Annotated in this window: 17 protein-coding genes; 9 read left to right on the top strand and 8 right to left on the bottom strand. The window is 73.1% G+C overall.

Annotated elements, in window-relative coordinates; genetic code table 11:
- Window positions 1-23 precede the first annotated feature (23 nt).
- Together ACGFIA_RS21760 and ACGFIA_RS21755 are read right to left on the bottom strand one after the other, a co-directional pair.
- Window positions 24-440 carry a VOC family protein gene (locus ACGFIA_RS21760; RefSeq protein WP_357389282.1) on the bottom strand — a complete coding sequence of 139 codons (417 nt, stop codon included), beginning with the start codon at window positions 438-440 and terminating at the stop codon, window positions 24-26.
- The gene (locus tag ACGFIA_RS21755; protein ID WP_013475364.1) at window positions 416-988 is read right to left on the bottom strand and encodes a cob(I)yrinic acid a,c-diamide adenosyltransferase; all 573 of its coding nucleotides are present in this window, start codon (window positions 986-988) and stop codon (window positions 416-418) included. The genes ACGFIA_RS21760 and ACGFIA_RS21755 overlap by 25 nt, the downstream gene beginning before the upstream one ends.
- On the opposite strand from ACGFIA_RS21755, the gene murA reads away from it, so the two are divergent.
- Window positions 987-2,414 (top strand): UDP-N-acetylglucosamine 1-carboxyvinyltransferase, encoded by a 1,428-nt coding sequence (gene murA, locus ACGFIA_RS21750; RefSeq protein ID WP_393261698.1) that lies wholly within the window; start codon window positions 987-989, stop codon window positions 2,412-2,414. The genes ACGFIA_RS21755 and murA overlap by 2 nt on opposite strands.
- 69 nt (window positions 2,415-2,483) lie before the next feature.
- The gene (locus ACGFIA_RS21745; protein WP_135241796.1) at window positions 2,484-3,332 is read left to right on the top strand and encodes a 3-hydroxyacyl-CoA dehydrogenase family protein; all 849 of its coding nucleotides are present in this window, start codon (window positions 2,484-2,486) and stop codon (window positions 3,330-3,332) included.
- Window positions 3,333-3,389: 57 nt separating this feature from the next.
- Here the strand turns inward: ACGFIA_RS21745 and ACGFIA_RS21740 are convergent, their stop codons facing one another.
- From ACGFIA_RS21740 to ACGFIA_RS21730, 3 genes are all read right to left on the bottom strand, one after another.
- On the bottom strand, window positions 3,390-4,199 hold the full coding sequence (locus tag ACGFIA_RS21740) for an alpha/beta hydrolase-fold protein (RefSeq protein ID WP_357389288.1): 810 nt from the start codon (window positions 4,197-4,199) through the stop codon (window positions 3,390-3,392).
- A gap of 86 nt (window positions 4,200-4,285) precedes the next feature.
- A complete protein-coding gene (locus tag ACGFIA_RS21735; RefSeq protein WP_357473653.1) occupies window positions 4,286-5,131 on the bottom strand; it encodes an ABC transporter permease in 846 nt (281 codons plus the stop codon).
- Complete coding sequence (locus ACGFIA_RS21730; protein WP_393261693.1) at window positions 5,128-5,976, bottom strand: ABC transporter ATP-binding protein; 849 nt, start codon at window positions 5,974-5,976, stop codon at window positions 5,128-5,130. Before ACGFIA_RS21730 ends, ACGFIA_RS21735 begins: the two co-directional genes overlap by 4 nt.
- A gap of 86 nt (window positions 5,977-6,062) precedes the next feature.
- Here ACGFIA_RS21730 and ACGFIA_RS21725 point away from each other — a divergent pair, with 86 nt between their 5' ends.
- The 4 genes from ACGFIA_RS21725 (at window position 6,063) to ACGFIA_RS21710 (ending at window position 11,519) form a co-directional block, all read left to right on the top strand.
- The gene (locus ACGFIA_RS21725) at window positions 6,063-6,587 is read left to right on the top strand and encodes a PadR family transcriptional regulator (RefSeq protein ID WP_357473647.1); all 525 of its coding nucleotides are present in this window, start codon (window positions 6,063-6,065) and stop codon (window positions 6,585-6,587) included.
- Window positions 6,584-7,264 (top strand): ABC transporter ATP-binding protein, encoded by a 681-nt coding sequence (locus ACGFIA_RS21720; RefSeq protein WP_357389296.1) that lies wholly within the window; start codon window positions 6,584-6,586, stop codon window positions 7,262-7,264. The genes ACGFIA_RS21725 and ACGFIA_RS21720 overlap by 4 nt, the downstream gene beginning before the upstream one ends.
- Window positions 7,261-9,414 carry an FtsX-like permease family protein gene (locus tag ACGFIA_RS21715; RefSeq protein ID WP_357481380.1) on the top strand — a complete coding sequence of 718 codons (2,154 nt, stop codon included), beginning with the start codon at window positions 7,261-7,263 and terminating at the stop codon, window positions 9,412-9,414. The genes ACGFIA_RS21720 and ACGFIA_RS21715 overlap by 4 nt, the downstream gene beginning before the upstream one ends.
- Before the next feature lie 101 nt (window positions 9,415-9,515).
- Entirely contained in the window at window positions 9,516-11,519 is a 2,004-nt protein-coding gene (locus ACGFIA_RS21710) for a protein meaA (protein ID WP_357473641.1), read from the top strand.
- Between the two features lie 103 nt (window positions 11,520-11,622).
- Here the strand turns inward: ACGFIA_RS21710 and ACGFIA_RS21705 are convergent, their stop codons facing one another.
- Window positions 11,623-11,919 carry a DUF1540 domain-containing protein gene (locus ACGFIA_RS21705; protein ID WP_128137340.1) on the bottom strand — a complete coding sequence of 99 codons (297 nt, stop codon included), beginning with the start codon at window positions 11,917-11,919 and terminating at the stop codon, window positions 11,623-11,625.
- 60 nt (window positions 11,920-11,979) lie between these two features.
- On the bottom strand, window positions 11,980-12,597 hold the full coding sequence (locus ACGFIA_RS21700) for a DUF4126 domain-containing protein (RefSeq protein WP_357389303.1): 618 nt from the start codon (window positions 12,595-12,597) through the stop codon (window positions 11,980-11,982).
- A 71-nt stretch (window positions 12,598-12,668) separates the two neighbouring features.
- On the opposite strand from ACGFIA_RS21700, the gene nucS reads away from it, so the two are divergent.
- Complete coding sequence (nucS, locus tag ACGFIA_RS21695; RefSeq protein WP_030503891.1) at window positions 12,669-13,328, top strand: endonuclease NucS; 660 nt, start codon at window positions 12,669-12,671, stop codon at window positions 13,326-13,328.
- Between the two features lie 9 nt (window positions 13,329-13,337).
- On the opposite strand, the gene ACGFIA_RS21690 is transcribed toward nucS, so the two are convergent.
- Window positions 13,338-14,840 (bottom strand): aldehyde dehydrogenase family protein, encoded by a 1,503-nt coding sequence (locus ACGFIA_RS21690; RefSeq protein WP_357473637.1) that lies wholly within the window; start codon window positions 14,838-14,840, stop codon window positions 13,338-13,340.
- Window positions 14,841-15,056: 216 nt separating this feature from the next.
- On the opposite strand from ACGFIA_RS21690, the gene ACGFIA_RS21685 reads away from it, so the two are divergent.
- Window positions 15,057-15,503, top strand: a complete 447-nt coding sequence (locus ACGFIA_RS21685; RefSeq protein WP_357389307.1) for an FHA domain-containing protein — start codon at window positions 15,057-15,059, stop codon at window positions 15,501-15,503.
- Between the two features lie 482 nt (window positions 15,504-15,985).
- Window positions 15,986-17,050, top strand: coding sequence for an alpha/beta fold hydrolase (locus tag ACGFIA_RS21680; protein ID WP_393261686.1), 1,065 nt, complete (start codon window positions 15,986-15,988; stop codon window positions 17,048-17,050).
- The last annotated feature ends 64 nt before the right edge of the window (window positions 17,051-17,114 follow it).

Here is a 17,114-nt window from a genome sequence, read left to right as displayed (position 1 = left end):
CCCGAAACGAGGGGTGCCGGCCTTTACGCGTCCGCGACCAGCTCGACCTCGTACCCCTGCCCGTCGGCCAGATAGGCGGCGTAGCTGTCCGGGCCGCCCGCGTACGGGTGCCGGTCCGGGAACAGCAGCGTCCAGCCGTACTCGGAGGCGGCGGTGACCAGGCGCTCGACGGCGGCCGGCGGGCCGGCGTGGAAGGCCAGGTGGTTCAGGCCGGGCGCGCGCCTGTCGTGGGCGCGGCCGGTGAGCGCGGGTGACTCCTCCAGCACGATGTACGTCGCGCCGAGCCGCCAGGAGCGGCCGGCGGGCCAGTCCTGGTACGGCGTCCAGCCCAGCTCGCCGAGAAGCCAGCCCCAGGAACGACTGGCCGCCGCCAGGTCGGGTATCCACACCTCCACGTGATGGAGGCCGCCGATGGTCAGCGCTTCCCGCCCGGCACCCATAGCACGTCGCCGTCCGGATTCGCCGTTCTTGACAGGATAAAGAGCAAATCGGAGAGCCGGTTGAGATACTTTGCCGGGAGAGGGCTGGTCCGGTCGGGGTCGTGTGCGACCAGCGCCCAAGCCGCACGCTCGGCGCGCCGGGCGGTCGTCCGTGCCACGTGCAGCAGTGCCGCGCCAGCGGTGCCGCCGGGGAGGATGAAGGAGTCGAGCTTGCTCAGGCGCGCGTTGTACTCGTCGCACCAGCCCTCAAGGCGCTCGACGTACTCCTCGGTCACCCGCAGCGGCGGGTACTTCGGGTCCGGCTCCACCGGCGTCGCCAGGTCGGCGCCGACGTCGAACATGTCGTTCTGCACGGATTCCAGCACGGCCCGCAGCTCGTCCGAGAGCTGCCCCAGGGCGAGCGCGACGCCGATCGAGGCGTTGCACTCGTCCACGTCCGCGTACGCGGCGATGCGCGGATCGGTCTTCGGCACCTGCTCGTTGTTGCTCAGCCTGGTCATGCCGGCGTCGCCGGCCTTGGTGTAGATGCGCGTGAGGTGGACGGCCATGACGCACAGCCTACGGATACCGGACCTGACGATCCCGGCCCGCCCGAGCCCGAGCCCGGTGGGGCCGGGGGACGCGGGAGATCCGGCGCTCAACGACGTCGACGTCATCCGGGTACGCGGTGACGCCCGGCTCGCCGGCACCGTGCACGTGGTGGGTGCGAAGAACTCCGCGTTGAAGCTGATGGCCGCCGCGCTGCTCACACCCGGCCGCAGCGTGATCACCAACGTGCCCCGGATCACCGACATCGCGATCATGGGCGAGGTGCTGCGGCGGCTCGGCTGCGGCGTACGCTTCGGCCCGGACGACCCGGTCGACCCGATGGTGGCCCGCGGCGGTGTGGCGCGGTCCCGCTCGGTGATCATCGACGTGCCGGAGCGGCCGGGCACGGAGGCCGACTACGACCTGGTGCGGCGGCTGCGCGCGTCGATCTGCGTGCTCGGCCCGCTGCTGGCCCGCCGGGGGTACGTCCGGGTGGCCCACCCCGGCGGCGACGCCATCGGCTCGCGTGGCCTGGACATGCACATCGCCGGGCTGGCCCGGATGGGCGCGGAGATCTCCGGTGAGCACGGCTTCGTCATCGCCGAGGCGCCGGACGGGCTGCACGGCGCCGACATCGTGCTGGACTTCCCGAGCGTGGGCGCGACCGAGAACCTGGTCATGGCGGCGGTGCTGGCCCGGGGCGCAACGACGATCGACAACGCGGCCCGGGAGCCGGAGATCGTCGACATCTGCACGATGCTGACCACCATGGGCGCCCGGATCGAAGGGGCCGGCACGTCCACGCTGCACATCGTCGGCGTACCCGAGCTGCGCCCGGTCCGGCACGCCACGGTGGGGGACCGGATCGTGGCCGGGACCTGGGCGTTCGCCGCCGCGATGACCCGCGGCGACGTGACGGTGACCGGGCTGGACCCGGCGTACCTGGAGGTCGCGCTGGACAAGCTGGTCGCGGCCGGCGGCCTGGTCGAGACGCGGGGCGACGCCTTCCGGGTACGAATGGACGACCGCCCTCGGGCGGTCGACGTGGTCACGCTGCCCTACCCGGGCTTTGCCACCGATCTGCTGCCGATGGCGATCGGGCTGGCGGCGGTCAGCGACGGCGGCTCGCTCATCACCGAGAACATCTTCGACGGCCGGTTCATGTTCGCCAACGAGATGATGCGGCTGGGCGCGGAGATCCGTACCGACGGTCACCACGCCCTGGTGTGCGGCCGGGAACGGCTGTCCGGCGCTCCGGTACGCGCGACAGACATCCGGGCCGGCGCCGGCCTGATCATCGCCGGGCTCTGCGCCGACGGCCTCACCGAGGTCTCGCACGTGCACCACGTCGACCGGGGCTACCCGGACTTCGTGGCGGACCTGCGGGCGCTCGGCGTGGAGGTGGAACGCGGCACCGCGCCGGAGGAGCCGGACCTGGCCATCTGACGGCCGGGGCTTATCCGTCGTTAAGTAGGGTTCTGGCAGACGTTGCAGAACACGGCGAGGGAGAAGCAGATGGCGGGTCGACTCGCGGTCGTCGGTGCCGGGCTGATGGGCTCGGGCATCGCCCAGGTGGCGGCGCAGGCGGGCTGGCAGGTGACGCTGCGCGACATCGACGACGCGGCCACGAAGCGCGGCGTGGACGGTATCCGGAAGTCGCTGACGAAGTTCGCCGAGAAGGGCAAGATCGAGGCGTCCGACGTCGAGGCGACGCTGGGCCGGATCACGCCGACCACCGATCTGGAGGCCGCCGCCGACGCGGACATCGTGGTCGAGGCGGTCTTCGAGAAGATCGAGATCAAGCACGAGGTGTTCCGCGCGCTGGACAAGATCTGCAAGGCGGACGCGGTGCTCGCCACGAACACCTCCGCCATCCCGGTGACCCAGATCGCCACCGCTACCGAGCGCCCGGAGTCGGTCGTCGGCACGCACTTCTTCTCGCCGGTGCCGATGATGAAGCTCTGCGAGCTGGTACGCGGCTACAAGACCAGCGACGCGACGATGGACACGGTGAAGTCGTTCGCCGAGGGGATCGGCAAGACCGTGGTGGTGGTCAACCGGGACATCGCCGGTTTCGTCACCACCCGGCTGATCTGCGCGCTGGCGATGGAGGCGGTCAAGCTCGTCGAGTCCGGCGTGATCTCCGCCGAGGACCTGGACACCGCCTGCAAGCTGGGCTTCGGCCACGCCATGGGCCCGCTCGCCACTGTCGACCTGACCGGCGTGGACGTGCTGCTCAACGCCACCCGCAACATCTACACCGACACCGCAGACGAGAAGTTCTTCCCGCCGGAGCTGCTGCAGCGCATGGCCACCGCCGGCGACCTGGGCCGCAAGACCGGCCAGGGCTTCTACTCGTACTGACCGGCAGGTCCCGCCCCCGGCCCGCGCGGCCGGGGGCGGTTCACGTCCGGGGCCGGTTCACGGCCGGGGCGGGCTGAGCGCGGCGCCGATCAGCGCGAACGCGTCCGGGATGACCGTGCCCCAGTAGCCGAAGTTGTGCCGCCCGTCGGCCCAGGCGGCGCGGACCGGCTCCTCGGGCAGCACCCCGGCCAGCGCGCGTACGTCCTTGAGGAAGTTGTCCTGCCGCCCGCACCAGAGCCCGACGGGGGTGCCGCGCAGCTTTTCCGCTCCGGTGAAGACCGCGTCGCCGGGGCTCACCGCGGGGGAGAAGGCCGCCGCCATCCGCAGCCACTCCGGGTACGTCTCGGCCAGCAGCAGCGCGCCGAAGCCCCCCATCGACCAGCCCCACACGGCCAGCCGGCTGCTGTCGAACCCGCGCCGGGCGCACCAGGTGGGCACCTCCTCGCGCACCATCCGCTGCGGGTCGTCGTCGCCCGAGGCGCGCCAGGACAGCCGCCCTCCGGCGGCGCCCGCGAGCGCGAACGGCGGGGCGCCCCGGCGTACCGCGTCGGTGAGGAAGCGGGCCAGCCCGAACCGGCCGTAGTCGCGCGGGGTGGCCGACGCGCCGTGCAGCACCAGGCAGACGGGCAGGCCGCGGCCGTCGCCGTACCCGTCCGGCACGGCCGTCCAGAAGTCCACCTCGCGGCCGCGTGCGCCGGACGCGATGCGGATCAGCCGTTCGTCGCCGGCCGGGGCGTCCGGCAGAGCCGGTGCCGGTCCCGGGCGGGGGCCGGAGAGTTGCCGGGCGGCCAGGCCGCCGACCACCGCGGCGCCGGCCACGCCGGCGGCGGTGCCGAGCAGGGTACGCCGGGACAGCGTGGGTGCCATGCCGGCGAGTGTGCCACCGCCAGGCGTGCGTTAAGAAGGGGCCCTTTCTCTACCGGAGGCGTTAAGAGGGGGCCCTTCCTTACACCTCAGCCGTCGCGCTTGGTGGTCCAGCGGAACGTGGTCAGGCAGAGCACCAGGCCGATGACGCACCACGCACCGAGGACCAGCGCGACGGTGCCCAGCTCGAACGACCCGCCCGGCTCCCGGGCGCCGAAGCTGTCCGGCAGGAAGACCGAGCGCAGTCCCTGGCACATCCACTTGAGCGGGAAGATCGCCGCCACCTGCTGCATCCAGGTGGGCAGGCTGGTGAAGACGAAGAACACGCCGGAGATGAACTGGAGGACCAGCGCGACCGGGGTGACCACCGCCGAGCCGCTGCGGGCGGTGCGGGCCAGCGACGAGATGGCGATGCCGCAGAGCGTGCAGGCGGTGATGCCGAGGATGGAGACCCAGGCGAACGTCAGCCACTTGGTGGTGGTCTGCGGCAGGTCCAGGTCGAACATCGCCACCGAGACGGCGAGCAGCAGCACGGTCTCGGCGATGCCGATGACCACCACCATGATCACCTTGCCGGCGAACCAGACCCACTTCGGCATCGGCGTGCCCCGGTAGCGCTTGAGCACGCCCCGGTCCCGCTCGATCGGGATCCAGATGCCGAGGTTCTGGAAGCTGACTGTCATCAGGCCGGTCGCGATCATGCCGGTGATGAAGTACTGCGTGTAGCTGACCCCCGGCGCGATCTCGTCACTGAAGATCGCCGCGAAGATCAGGATCATGATGATCGGGAAGCCCATCGTGAACACGACGGACTCCCGGCTGCGCAGGAACTGGGTGATCTCCAGCCGTCCCTGACGCAGCGCCAGCGCGCCCGCCCCGGACCGCCGGGCGGAGGGGGCGGCGACCGGGGCCGCCTGCTTCGTCGTGGTGCTCATGAGTGTCCGATCATCCGCAGGTAGACGTCTTCCAGGGTCGGCCGGGTCACGGTGAGGCCGGGTACCTCGCCGCCGAAGCGCGCGGCCAGGTCGGCCACCAGCGCCGTCGGCGTCGCGGTCTCCGCCGAGGCCGGCGTCCCGTCGGGGGTACGCCAGGAGACGGTCGCCAGTGACTCCTGCCGGTTGCCCAGCGCGCTCGGCGGCGCGACCTCGATCACCCGCCCGGCGGCGATCACGCCGACGCGGTCGGCGAGCGCCTCGGCCTCGTCCAGGTAGTGGGTGGTGAGCACGATCGTGGTGCCGGCTGCGGACAGGTCGCGGATCAGGTCCCAGAACTCGCGCCGGGCCTCCGGGTCGAAGCCGGTGGTCGGCTCGTCGAGGAAGAGCAGCTCGGGGCGGCCGATGATGCCCAGCGCGACGTCGAGGCGGCGCTTCTGCCCGCCGGAGAGGGTGTGCGTACGCGCCTTGGCCTTGGCGCCCAGCCCGACCCGCTCGACCACCTTGTCCGGGTCGTCGGCGCCCGGGTAGAAGCCGGAGAAGTGCCGGACCACCTCGATGACGCTGAGCTCGTCGAACTCGCCGGTGCCCTGGAGCACGATGCCGACCCGGGAGCGCCACCCGGCGTCGGGGTGGGCGGGGTCGGCGCCGAGCACGCGTACCTCGCCGGCGTCGCGCTGCCGGTAGCCCTCAAGGATCTCGACAGTTGTGGTCTTGCCGGCGCCGTTCGGGCCGAGCAGGGCGAACACCTCGCCCCGGTGGACGTCCAGGTCCACCCCGGCCACGGCGACGTTGCCGCCGTACGCCTTGCGCAGCCCTCGCACGGAAATCGCGAGCTCGTTCTCCATGCCGTCAAGTGTGCGTCGTGCGGTCGCCCGTTCGACTCCCGGGTCAGCTATATACGCGAGGTATACACTCGGTGTAGTCTCAGGTCGTGACGGTTCCCCTGACCCTGCTCGGGCTGCTCGAACGCGAGCCGAGCCACGGCTACGACCTCAAGCGCGACTACGACGCCTTCTTCGGGCGCGGCAAGCCGCTGCCGTACGGGCAGGTCTACTCGACGCTGAGCCGGCTGGCCCGCGACGGCAAGGTGGTGGTCGGCGACGTCGCTCCCGGGGCGGGGCCGGACCGCAAGCGCTACGTCATCACCGACCTGGGCGCCACCGAGGTGGAGCACTGGCTGACCGAGCCGGTCGAACCGGAACCGCACCTGCAGACCCTGCTGTTCACCAAGGTCGTGCTCGCGCTGATGCTCGACCGCCCGGCCGAGGAGTACCTGGACACCCAGCGCGCCGCCCACCTGCGCCGGATGCGCGAACTCACCGAGATCAAACGCAACGGCGAACTCGTCGACGTGATGCTCGCCGACCACGGCCTCTACCACCTGGAGGCGGACCTGCGGTGGATCGAGACGACAGGCGCCCGACTGGACGCCCTGAGAAAGAAGGTCCGACGATGAGCCCGATGATCGAGGCGCGGGACGTCACGTACGCGTTCGGCGAGACACCCGCCCTGCGCGGCGCGAGCCTCGCCGTGGCGGCCGGTGAGGTCGTCGCCGTGATGGGACCGAGCGGCTCCGGAAAGTCGACGTTGCTGCACTGCCTGGCCGGCATCCTGCGCCCCGACTCCGGCGAGGTCCGGTTCGACGGCGCCCGGATCGACACGCTCGGCGAGACCGACCGGAGCACGCTGCGCCGCGACAGCTTCGGCTTCGTCTTCCAGTTCGGCCAGCTCGTGCCGGAACTCACCGCGGCCGAGAACGTGGCGTTGCCGCTGCTGCTGCGCGGCGTCCGCCGCACCCCGGCGCTGCGCGCCGCGCGGGGCTGGTTCGAGCGGCTCGGCCTGGCCGGCCTGGAGCACCGCCGCTCGGGCGAGCTGTCCGGCGGGCAGGCCCAGCGGGTCGCGCTGGCTCGCGGCCTGGTCGCCGAGCCGCGTGTGCTGTTCGCCGACGAGCCCACCGGCGCGCTCGACTCGCTCACCGGCGAGGAGGTGATGACGCTGCTGATCGACGCCGCCCGCGAGCGCGGCACCACAGTCGTCCTGGTCACGCACGAGGCGCGCATCGCCGCGTACGCCGACCGGGAGGTCATGGTCCGCGACGGCCGGGTCAACGCGCCCGCCGGGGTCGTCTCGTGATCGGGCTGGCGCTCCGGCTCGCCGTCGCCGGTGGCAAGGAGGCGCTGCTCCGGCTGGTCGCCATCGCCGCCGCCGTCGCTGTCGGCTCCGGGCTGCTGCTCACCACGCTCGCCGGTGTGCACGCCGCCGACGCCCAGCTCACCCGGTACGCGTCGATGTACCCGCAGGAGACGGCCGACGGGTCCGCCGACCCGCTGCTGTGGTCCACCCGGACCGACTACTTCCGGGGCGATCAGATCATCCGCGTCGACGTCGCCGCGACCGGCCCCGACGCGCCGACGCCGGTCGGCGTTCCCCGCGTACCGGGGCCGGGCGAGTTCTACGCCTCCCCGGCGCTGCGGAAGCTGCTGGCGACCGCCCCCGCCGACCAGCTCGCCGACCGCTACCCGGGCCGCGACCTCGGCGAGGTCGGGCCGGCGGCGCTCACCTCGCCGGACACGCTGCTCGTCCTGGTCGGCGGCACCCCGGAGCAGGTGGGGAAGCTGGACCAGGTCCGGAAGGTCACCCGGCTCGACGGCAACAGCGCTCCGCTGCCGGGGGCGGCGGTCGACCTCATCCTCGGCGTGGTCGCGGGCGGCCTGCTGTTCCCCGTACTCGTCTTCATCGGTACGGCGACGCGGCTCGGCGCGGCTCGCCGGGAGCAACGGTTCGCGGCCATGCGGCTGGTCGGGGCCACGCCCCGGCAGATCTCGGCGGTCGCGGCAGTCGAGGCCGCGCTCGCGGCGGCGGCCGGCGCGGCGGTGGGTTTCGCGTTGTTCTTCGCGTTCCGTGGGCAGCTCGCCGGCATCCCGTTCACCGGCATGCCGTTCTTCCCGGACGACATGGTCCTCGGCGCGCCGGAAGCCCTGGTGGTGGCCCTCGGCGTGCCGGCGGGCGCGGCGGCTGCGGCCTGGCTCGCGCTGCGCCGGGTCCGGATCTCCCCGCTCGGCGTCACCCGCCGGGTCACGCCCCGGCCGCCCCGGGCGTACCGGCTGATCCCGCTCGCGCTCGGCCTGGCCGGGCTCGGCTTCGCCCTGGTGTACCGGCCCCCCACCTCGGACGGTCAGACCGCGCTGTTCCTGCCCGCGCTGCTGCTGATCATGGTCGGCCTGGTCGCGGGCGGCCCGTGGCTGACCATGGTCGGCGCCCGGGCGATGGCCGCTCGCGCCAGCCGGCCCGCCGCGCTCATCGCCGCGCGCCGGCTCGCCGACAACCCGGCCGCCGGGTTCCGCGCGGTGGGCGGGGTGATGCTCGCGCTGTTCGTCACGACGGTGGCGGTCGGCGTGATGGGGACGATCACGTACGAGCGCGGTCCCGCGCCCCGGGGTTCCCTGGAGGCCGGCCGGCTGTCGATGGTGCTGACGGACGACGCCCCGGCGCCCGGCACGCTGCTGGCCGACCTCGCGGCGATCCCCGGGGTCCGCAACCCGGTGCTCGTCCGGGAGAACCCGGTCCGGGAGAACGGCCGCGACCCCGGCGTGATCGCCTGCGCGGACATCCCGCCCGCGTACGGACGGTGCGCCGCCGGGGCGAGCGTCGCCGAGGTGCCGCCGGACCTGATCCCCTGGCGGGAGTCCGCCTCGGCCGACCGGATCTGGCCGGCGTCCCCGGTGGACCCGGTCGCGCTGCCCGGGCTGCCCGCCGCTTCGGTGGCGGTCGAGGCGGCGGACCCGGCCGCTGTCGAGCGGGCCCGGACGGTCCTCGAAGCCACCTTCCCCACCTTCTACGTGGCGCCGAACGTGCCCGGCGACTTCGAGGCCGACTTCGCCGACACGATGCGGGGCTGGCAGCGGCTGGCCGACATCGTCGTGGTGGCCGGTCTCGTGCTCGCCGGGTGCAGCCTGACCGTGGCCGTGGCGGCCGGCCTCAACGAACGGAAACGGCCGTTCAGTTTGCTCCGGCTCAGCGGCGCACCGGTACGGCTGCTGCGCCGGGTGGTGGCCCTGGAGAGCATGGTGCCGCTGCTGACAGTCGCCGTGGTGGCGGTCGGGATGGGGCTGGTCGCCGCGCACCTCTTCCTGCGCGCGCAGATGGACTACGACCTGCGCGTGCCGGGAGCCGGCTTCGCGGCGGTGGTGGCTCTCGGCGTACTGGGCTGCCTCGCGGTCGTCGCCGCCACCCTGCCGCTGCTGGAGCGGATCACCGGTCCGGAGACCGCCCGCAGCGAATGAGCCGTACGGTGGGCCGGTCGCAGACCGGCCCACCGGCACGGGCGTCGGGTTGTGTGGTTTTCCACACTCTCTTTTACTGAACGGTAACTTAAACTCCGGCCATGGACGACGCGATGCCGGGACGGCTGCCCGAGCGGGACCGCCCGTGGGTGATGCGCACGTACGCCGGGCACTCCTCCGCCGCGGCCACCAACGCGCTCTTCCGCCGCAACCTGGCGAAGGGGCAGACCGGCCTGTCGGTCGCCTTCGACCTGCCCACCCAGACCGGGTACGACCCGGACCACGAGCTGGCCTCCGGTGAGGTGGGCCGGGTCGGCGTGCCGGTGGCGCACCTGGGCGACATGCGGGCCCTGTTCGAGGGCATCCCGCTCGCCGAGATGAACACCTCGATGACCATCAACGCCCCGGCGATGTGGCTGCTCGGCCTCTACGGCACCGTCGCCGCCGAGCAGGGCGCGGAGCTGAGCCGCTGTGCCGGCACCACGCAGAACGACATCATCAAGGAGTACCTGTCCCGGGGGACGTACATCTTCCCGCCGGCCGCCTCGCTGCGGCTGACCGCCGACGTGATCGCGTACACGCTGCGCGAGATGCCCCGGTGGAACCCGGTGAACATCTGCTCGTACCACCTCCAGGAGGCCGGCGCCACGCCGGTGCAGGAGGTCGGCTTCGCGCTGGCCACCGCCGTCGCCGTGCTGGACACCGTGCGCGACTCCGGCCAGGTGCCGCCCGAGCGGATGGGTGACGTGGTCCAGCGGATCTCGTTCTTCGTCAACGCCGGGGTGCGCTTCGTCGAGGAGATCGCCAAGATGCGCGCGTTCGGCGCGCTCTGGGACGAGATCACCCGCGACCGGTACGGCGTGGAGAACCCGAAGCAGCGCCGGTTCCGCTACGGCGTCCAGGTCAACTCGCTGGGCCTGACCGAGGCGCAGCCGGAGAACAACATCCAGCGCATCGTGCTGGAGATGCTCGGCGTCACGCTGTCCCGCGACGCCCGCGCCCGCGCCGTGCAGCTACCCGCCTGGAACGAGGCGCTCGGCCTGCCCCGGCCGTGGGACCAGCAGTGGTCGCTGCGCATGCAGCAGGTGCTGGCGTACGAGTCGGACCTGCTGGAGTACCCGGACCTGTTCGCCGGCTCGCACGTGATGACCGCGCTGGTCGACGACATCGTCTCCGGCGCCCGGGTCGAGCTGGAGAAGGTGCTGGAGATGGGCGGCGTGGTCACCGCCGTCGAGACCGGCTACCTCAAGAGCGCGCTGGTGGCCTCGCTCGCCGACCGGCGGCGGCGGATGGAGTCCGGCTCGGACGTGGTGGTCGGCGTCAACCGGTTCACCGAGACCGAGCCGTCCCCGCTCACCGCTGCGGGGGCCGAGGCGATCGAGCAGGTGGACCCGGCCGTCGAGGAGGCGGCCACCGCGGGCGTACGCGAATGGCGGGCCGGCCGGGACGCGGCGGCGGTGGAGGAGGCGCTGGCGAAGCTGCGCGCGGACGCTGCCACCACGGCGAACCTGATGCCGGCGACGCTCGACTGCGTGCGTGCCGGCGTCACCACCGGCGAGTGGGCGGGCGCGCTGCGCCAGGTGTACGGCGAGTACCGCGCGCCGACCGGGCTGGCCGGGGCGGTCGGCACGGCCGGTGACGCGACCCTCGCCGGGGTGCGGGAGCGGGTCGCCGCTACCGCCCGGGAGCTGGGCAGCGGCCGGCTGCGGCTGCTCGTCGGCAAGCCGGGGCTGGACGGGCACTCCAACGGCGCGGAGCAGATTGCGGTACGCGCCCGCGACGCCGGCTTCGAGGTGGTCTACCAGGGCATCCGGCTGACCGCCGGGCAGATCGTGGCGGCCGCCGTGGAGGAGGACGTCGACCTGGTCGGCCTCTCCGTGCTCTCCGGCTCGCACCTGGCCGCCGTGCCGGCGGTGCTGGACGGGCTGCGTGCCGCCGGGCGGGGCGACCTGCCGGTGGTGGTGGGCGGGATCATCCCGGCCGCCGACGCCGAGACGCTGCGGGCGGCCGGCGTGGCCCGGGTGTTCACGCCGAAGGACTTCGCGCTCACCGGCATCATCGACGAACTGGTGACAGTGATCCGCGAGGCCAACGCACTGGGGTGAAAGGAAGGGCCCCTTGTTAACGCCTCCGGTAGAGAAGGGGCCCCTTCTTGACACCCGCGCTGACGCGGCGCCCGCACGCGGGCGCCGCGTCAGCGCGGGTGGGTCAGCGGCTCTCGTAGGTCATGCAGTCGGCCATGTCCATGTCGGGGCCGACCGTGATGGCCGGGGCGTGACACTCCAGGTCGGCGTTGTGCCGGCAGTCGGCGCGCGAGCACGCGCCGACCTGGGCGACCAACTGGTCGATGCCGCCGCGCACCGGCATCTCCACGAACGTGTGGCAGTGGGCGTGGTCGCTGCTGCCGATCGTGATGGCGAACGCGTGGCAGTCGTTCGTGTGGTTGTAGGCGCAGGACCGGACGGCGCACTCCTGGACCCGGGGCATCTCCAATGACGCGGTCATCTTCCCGTACCTCCTTGGGTGTCTTGCCCCGATTTTAGAGGTTTCGGGAGTCGCTGCGGCTCAGACGCGGAAGCCGGCCGCGCGGGCCGCGGCGCGTTCCCGGCGCCGCTCCCGGCGACGGCGGAACAGCCAGGGTACGAAGATCACCAGAGCGACCAGGAACACCAGTACAAGCACCGGCAGCAGCAGCGCCACCACCGACATGATCACGCTCGTCGCGTCCTCGGCGGTGCTGGCCACCGGCGCGCCCACGCCGGCGGTGGTCGCGTTGATGACCGGCCGGGCGGCGGCCTTGAGCAGGTGCACGCCGAGCGCGATGGCCACGCCGACCACCACCGGCACCCACTGGTGGGTGGAGAAGAACGTGTCCGGGTCGCTCACGGTGACCGTCTCCGAGCCGGCGCCCGCACCGAACGCCAGGCCACCGGCGGTCGGCCGGACCACCGTCTGCACCACGTCGTTGACGTGGTCGACCACTGGCACCTTGTCGGCCACCACCTCGACCGCGAGCAGGACGGCGAGGATCAGCACCACCCAGCCGTTGCCGAGCCACTGCCAGCCGCTCGGCAGCTCGACCAGGTCGGTGTAGCGGGACAGCAGCCCCATCAGCAACAGCGGGATGTATGCGTTCAGACCCGCCGAGGCGGCCAGGCCGGAACCGGTGAGGACTTCGAGCACGATCTCAATATGGCACCGCCGTGCCAGTGGCGCTCGTCGGCGTCCACCGGGGCCTCCGCTACCCTCGGCGGGTGCGGTTGGTCATTGCGAAGTGCTCGGTGGACTACGTCGGACGGCTCTCGGCCCACCTCCCCCCGGCGACCCGGTTGCTCATGGTGAAGGCGGACGGGTCGGTGTCGATCCACGCCGACGACCGGGCCTACAAGCCGTTGAACTGGATGAGCCCGCCGTGCCGGCTGGAGGAGGCGCCGGGCGTCTGGCGGGTGGTGAACAAGGCCGGCGAGGAACTGCGCATCACCCTGGAGGAGATCTTCCAGGACACCTCGTACGAGCTGGGCGTGGACCCGGGCCTGCGCAAGGACGGCGTCGAGGCGCACCTGCAGGAGCTGCTCGCCGCGAACCCGGAGACGCTGGGGGAGGGCTTCACGCTGGTCCGGCGCGAGTACATGACCGCGATCGGGCCGGTCGACCTGCTCTGCCGGGACGCGGTCGGCGGTGCGGTGGCGGTCGAGGTGAAGCGGCGCGGCGAGATCGACGGCGTGGAGCAGCTCACCCGCTACCTGGAGCTGATGAACCGCGACCCGCTGCTCGCGCCGGTGGCCGGCGTGTTCGCCGCGCAGGAGATCAAGCCGCAGGCGCGGGTGCTCGCCACGGATCGCGGCATCCGCTGCGTGGTGGTCGACTACGACAAGCTGCGCGGCATCGAGCGCGACGAGCTGACGCTGTTCTGAGGCGCGGCCTCAGCGGCTCCGGCCGTACATCAGCTTGGCGATCTTGACGATGCGGGCGATGTCGGCCGGGGTGCGCTCGAACGTCATCGCCGGCAGCAGCGACCGGGCCCGGCGGCGGGTGACCGACTTGGGCCGGCCGAACTCGCGCAGCCCCTCCTCGCCGTGGATGCGGCCGATGCCGGACTCGCCGGTGCCGCCGAACGGCAGCGTCGACATGCCGGCGAAGGTCAGCGCCGAGTTGACCGAGGCCATCCCGGAGCGCAGGCGCCGCGCCACAGCCACCGCCCGCGCCCGGCCGAAGACCGAACCCCCGAGCCCGTACGGCAGCGCGTTGGCCCGCTCGACCGCCTCGTCCACGTCCCGGACGCGGTTGACCACGAGCGTCGGGCCGAACGTCTCCTCCCGCACGGCGGCCGAGTCCTCCGGCACGTCGACGAGCACCGTCGGGTGCACGTACGGCGGCTGGACCGCCTCCGGGCCGCCGAGCACCGCCCGGCCGCCCCGGCTGAGCGCGTCGTCGATGTGGCGGCGGATGATGTCGATCTGCGACGGCATGGTGATCGGGCCGAGGTCGGTCCCGTCGGCGCCCACCGTGAGCCGCCCGGCCTTGGCCACGACCTTCTCCACGAAGGTGTCGAAGACCTGGTCGACCGCGTAGACCCGCTCGATGCCGATGCACGTCTGGCCGGCGTTCGTCATCCCGCCCCACACGCAGGCGTCGGCGGCGGCGTCCAGGTCGGCGTCGCTGTCCACGATCATCGCGTCCTTGCCGCCGGCCTCCAGCAGCACCGGCGTGAGCGTCTCCGCGCAGGCGGCCATCACCCGCTTCGCGGTGGCGGTCGAGCCGGTGAAGGCGACCTTGCCGACCCCGGAGCGGCACAGCGCCGCGCCGACCGCGCCGAAGCCGTGCACCACCTGGAACACCGGCTGCTCCGGCACCACCTCGGCGAACCTGTCGACCAGCCACTGGCCGACCGCCGGCGTGTACTCGCTCGGCTTGAACACCACGGCGTTGCCGGCCGCGAGCGCGTACGCGGCGGAGCCGATCGGGGTGAAGACCGGGTAGTTCCACGGGCCGATGACACCGATCACGCCGAACGGCTGGTATTCCAGGTGACCGCTGAACTCGGCGAGGACCAGGCGGGAGCGGACGCGGCGCGGACCGAGCACCCGCTGGGCGTTGCGGGCCGCCCAGTCGATGTGCTCCAGCGCGGTGAGGATCTCCACCACGGCGTCACCGACCGGCTTGCCGCCCTCGGTGTGCATCAGGTCGGCCAGTTCCTCGATCCGCCGGGCGAGCACGCCGCGCCAGCGCTGGAGGCGGTCCCGCCGGCCGGCGAAGCCGAGCCCGGCCCACCAGTCGCCGGCCGCCCGGGCGCGCTCGACGGCGGCGCGCACGTCCGCCTCGGTGGCCAGCGGGAAACTGCCTGCCTCGGCGCCAGTGGCCGGGCTGGTCGACACCAGCCGACCGTCGGAGATGAGCGGGGCGCCCGGCACATGCACAGCGGTCATGGCCGAAGTCTAGACCCGAGGATTACTCGTCGGTAGGTGTCGAACCGGCCGTACGCTGCGCCGATGATCAGCCCGTCGTATCGACGGAAGTGCCGTCCGAAACGGCGAACGGGAGATGACCGCCCGGGGTCGCGGGGGTGACCGCGCGGTGGTGCAAGCCACTACGGTGAGGTGGCAGGCTGACGCCGCGGGGCGATGTGGGGTGGAGGACTGTCCATGGAGGAGCATCCTGAGCTGATGCCGTTGCTGACGGTGTCCGGCGGGGCGATGCGCGGGCTCACGTTCCGGGTCGGCCAGGACGCGCAGGTGATCGGCCGGGCGCCGACCGCCGACATCGTGCTCGCCGATCCGCACCTGAGCCGGCGTCACGCCACCGTCCGGGCCACCCCGGAGGGGGTGATGCTCACCGATCTGGGCTCGACGAACGGCACCTGGCTCAACGACACCCGGGTGACCGGCAGTGTGGCGATCTCCGACGGCGACGTGGTCCGGCTGGGCCGCACCGACCTGCGTCTCTACGACCCGGGCGTGGCCCGGACCGACCCGGTCGGGATGAGCTTCGGCGCGATGCGCCGCGACCAGCGCCCCACTCTGCCGCTGCCCGTCCCCGGGCCGCGCCAGCCGATCGAGGCGCGCGAGGCACAGCCGGCCGACGTCAGCTAGACCGCCGGGCATCCGCTGGGCCCTCCGGGCCGGTGAGTGCCCGCACTCGCTGGACCCCAAGGCTGCTGACCGTCGGCACCCGCCGGGCATCGAGGCCGTGCTCGGCCCCAAGGTCGCTGCTTCCGGCGCCCGCTGACCCTACGCCCGCGCTGCCCCGGCGTCGCCCGGCCCGCGCGGCGAGCCCGCGCGCCCGACCCGCGCGCCGAGCCTCGTTCGCTGAGCCCACCGCCGCCCTCCCCGGTCCGCCCTCGCGCGATTGATCAAGGAGTTTGGGTACGGAAATGACTCCCGCGCTGACGCAAACTCCTTGATCACCGCCAGGGAGGGGTCGGCGGGCGGTCGGCGGAGGGGCGGCGGAGGAGGGTGGGCTGGGCGGGTTGGCGCTCCCGGGGTGTGGGGTGGGCCGGCGCCCACGCCTTGGCGGGGTGGTGTGTCGGTGGGGCACATGGACCGGGGTCGGCCGTCCGTGCCAGCATGCGCGGATGCGCAGCGCACGGCTCACCGTCCAGGCCAACGGCATCACCCAGGCGGTCCGCGTGGCCGGTCCACCGGACGGCGTACCGGTCCTGCTGGTGCACGGCAACGTCTCCTCCTCCGCCTTCTGGGAACCGCTGCTGTCCCGGCTGCCGGAGGCGCTGCGGGTGGTGGCGCCCGACCTGCGCGGCTACGGCGGGACAGACACCGCGCCGGTCGACGCCACCCGAGGGCTCGCCGACTTCGCCGACGACGTGGCCGCGCTGCTCGACGCCCCGGAGCTGTTCCGGCCCGGCGCCCGGCCGGTGGTGGCCGGGCACTCGCTGGGCGGCGGTGTGGCGATGCGGCTGCTCGTCGACCGCCCGGAACGGATCGCCGGCCTGCTGCTGGAGGCGCCGGTGTCCCCGTACGGCTTCGGCGGCACCCGGGACCTCGACGGCACCCCCACCACGCCCGACTTCGCCGGCACCGGCGCCGGCGGCGCGAACCCGGACTTCGTGGCCCGGCTCGCCGCCGGTGACCGGAGCGCGGACGGCCCGACCAGCCCGCGCGCTGTGCTCCGTGCCGCGTACGTGGCCGACCCGGCCTCGCTCGGCGACGACGAGGACCTGCTGCTGGAGAGCATGCTGACCACCGCCGCCGGGGACGACAACTACCCGGGCACGGCTGTCGCCTCGCCGCACTGGCCGGGGACGGCCGCCGGGCCGCGCGGCGTGCTCAACGCGCTGGCCCCGGCCCACTTCCGGCTCGCCGACGAGCTGGTCGCCGCGCCGGTCAAGCCGCCGGTGACCTGGGTACGCGGCGACGCCGACGTGATCGTCTCGGACACCTCGCTGTTCGACCTGGCGTACCTCGGTCAGCTCGGCGTGGTGCCCGGCTGGCCCGGTGAGGTGGCGTGCCCGCCGCAGCCGATGGTGGGGCAGACCCGCGCGGTGCTGGACCGGTACGCGGCGGCCGGCGGGACGTACCGGGAGGTGGTGCTGCCCGGCTGCGGGCACAGCCCGCACCTGGAGCGGCCGGCGGAGTTCGTCGCCGAACTGCTGGCGCTGGCCGGGGAGAACGCCACCGCGTGAGGCACGGTGCGTGAAATATCCCACGGCGTCTCGACAACGCAGCGTCACGTGGCAGACTCCGGCG

The organism is Micromonospora sp. NPDC049203 (assembly GCF_043197215.1).
In the GTDB taxonomy this organism is placed as follows: Bacteria; Actinomycetota; Actinomycetes; order Mycobacteriales; family Micromonosporaceae; genus Micromonospora.
The sequence above is the reverse complement of the archived record's forward strand: the minus strand, read 5'-3'. Positions and strand labels throughout refer to the sequence as shown.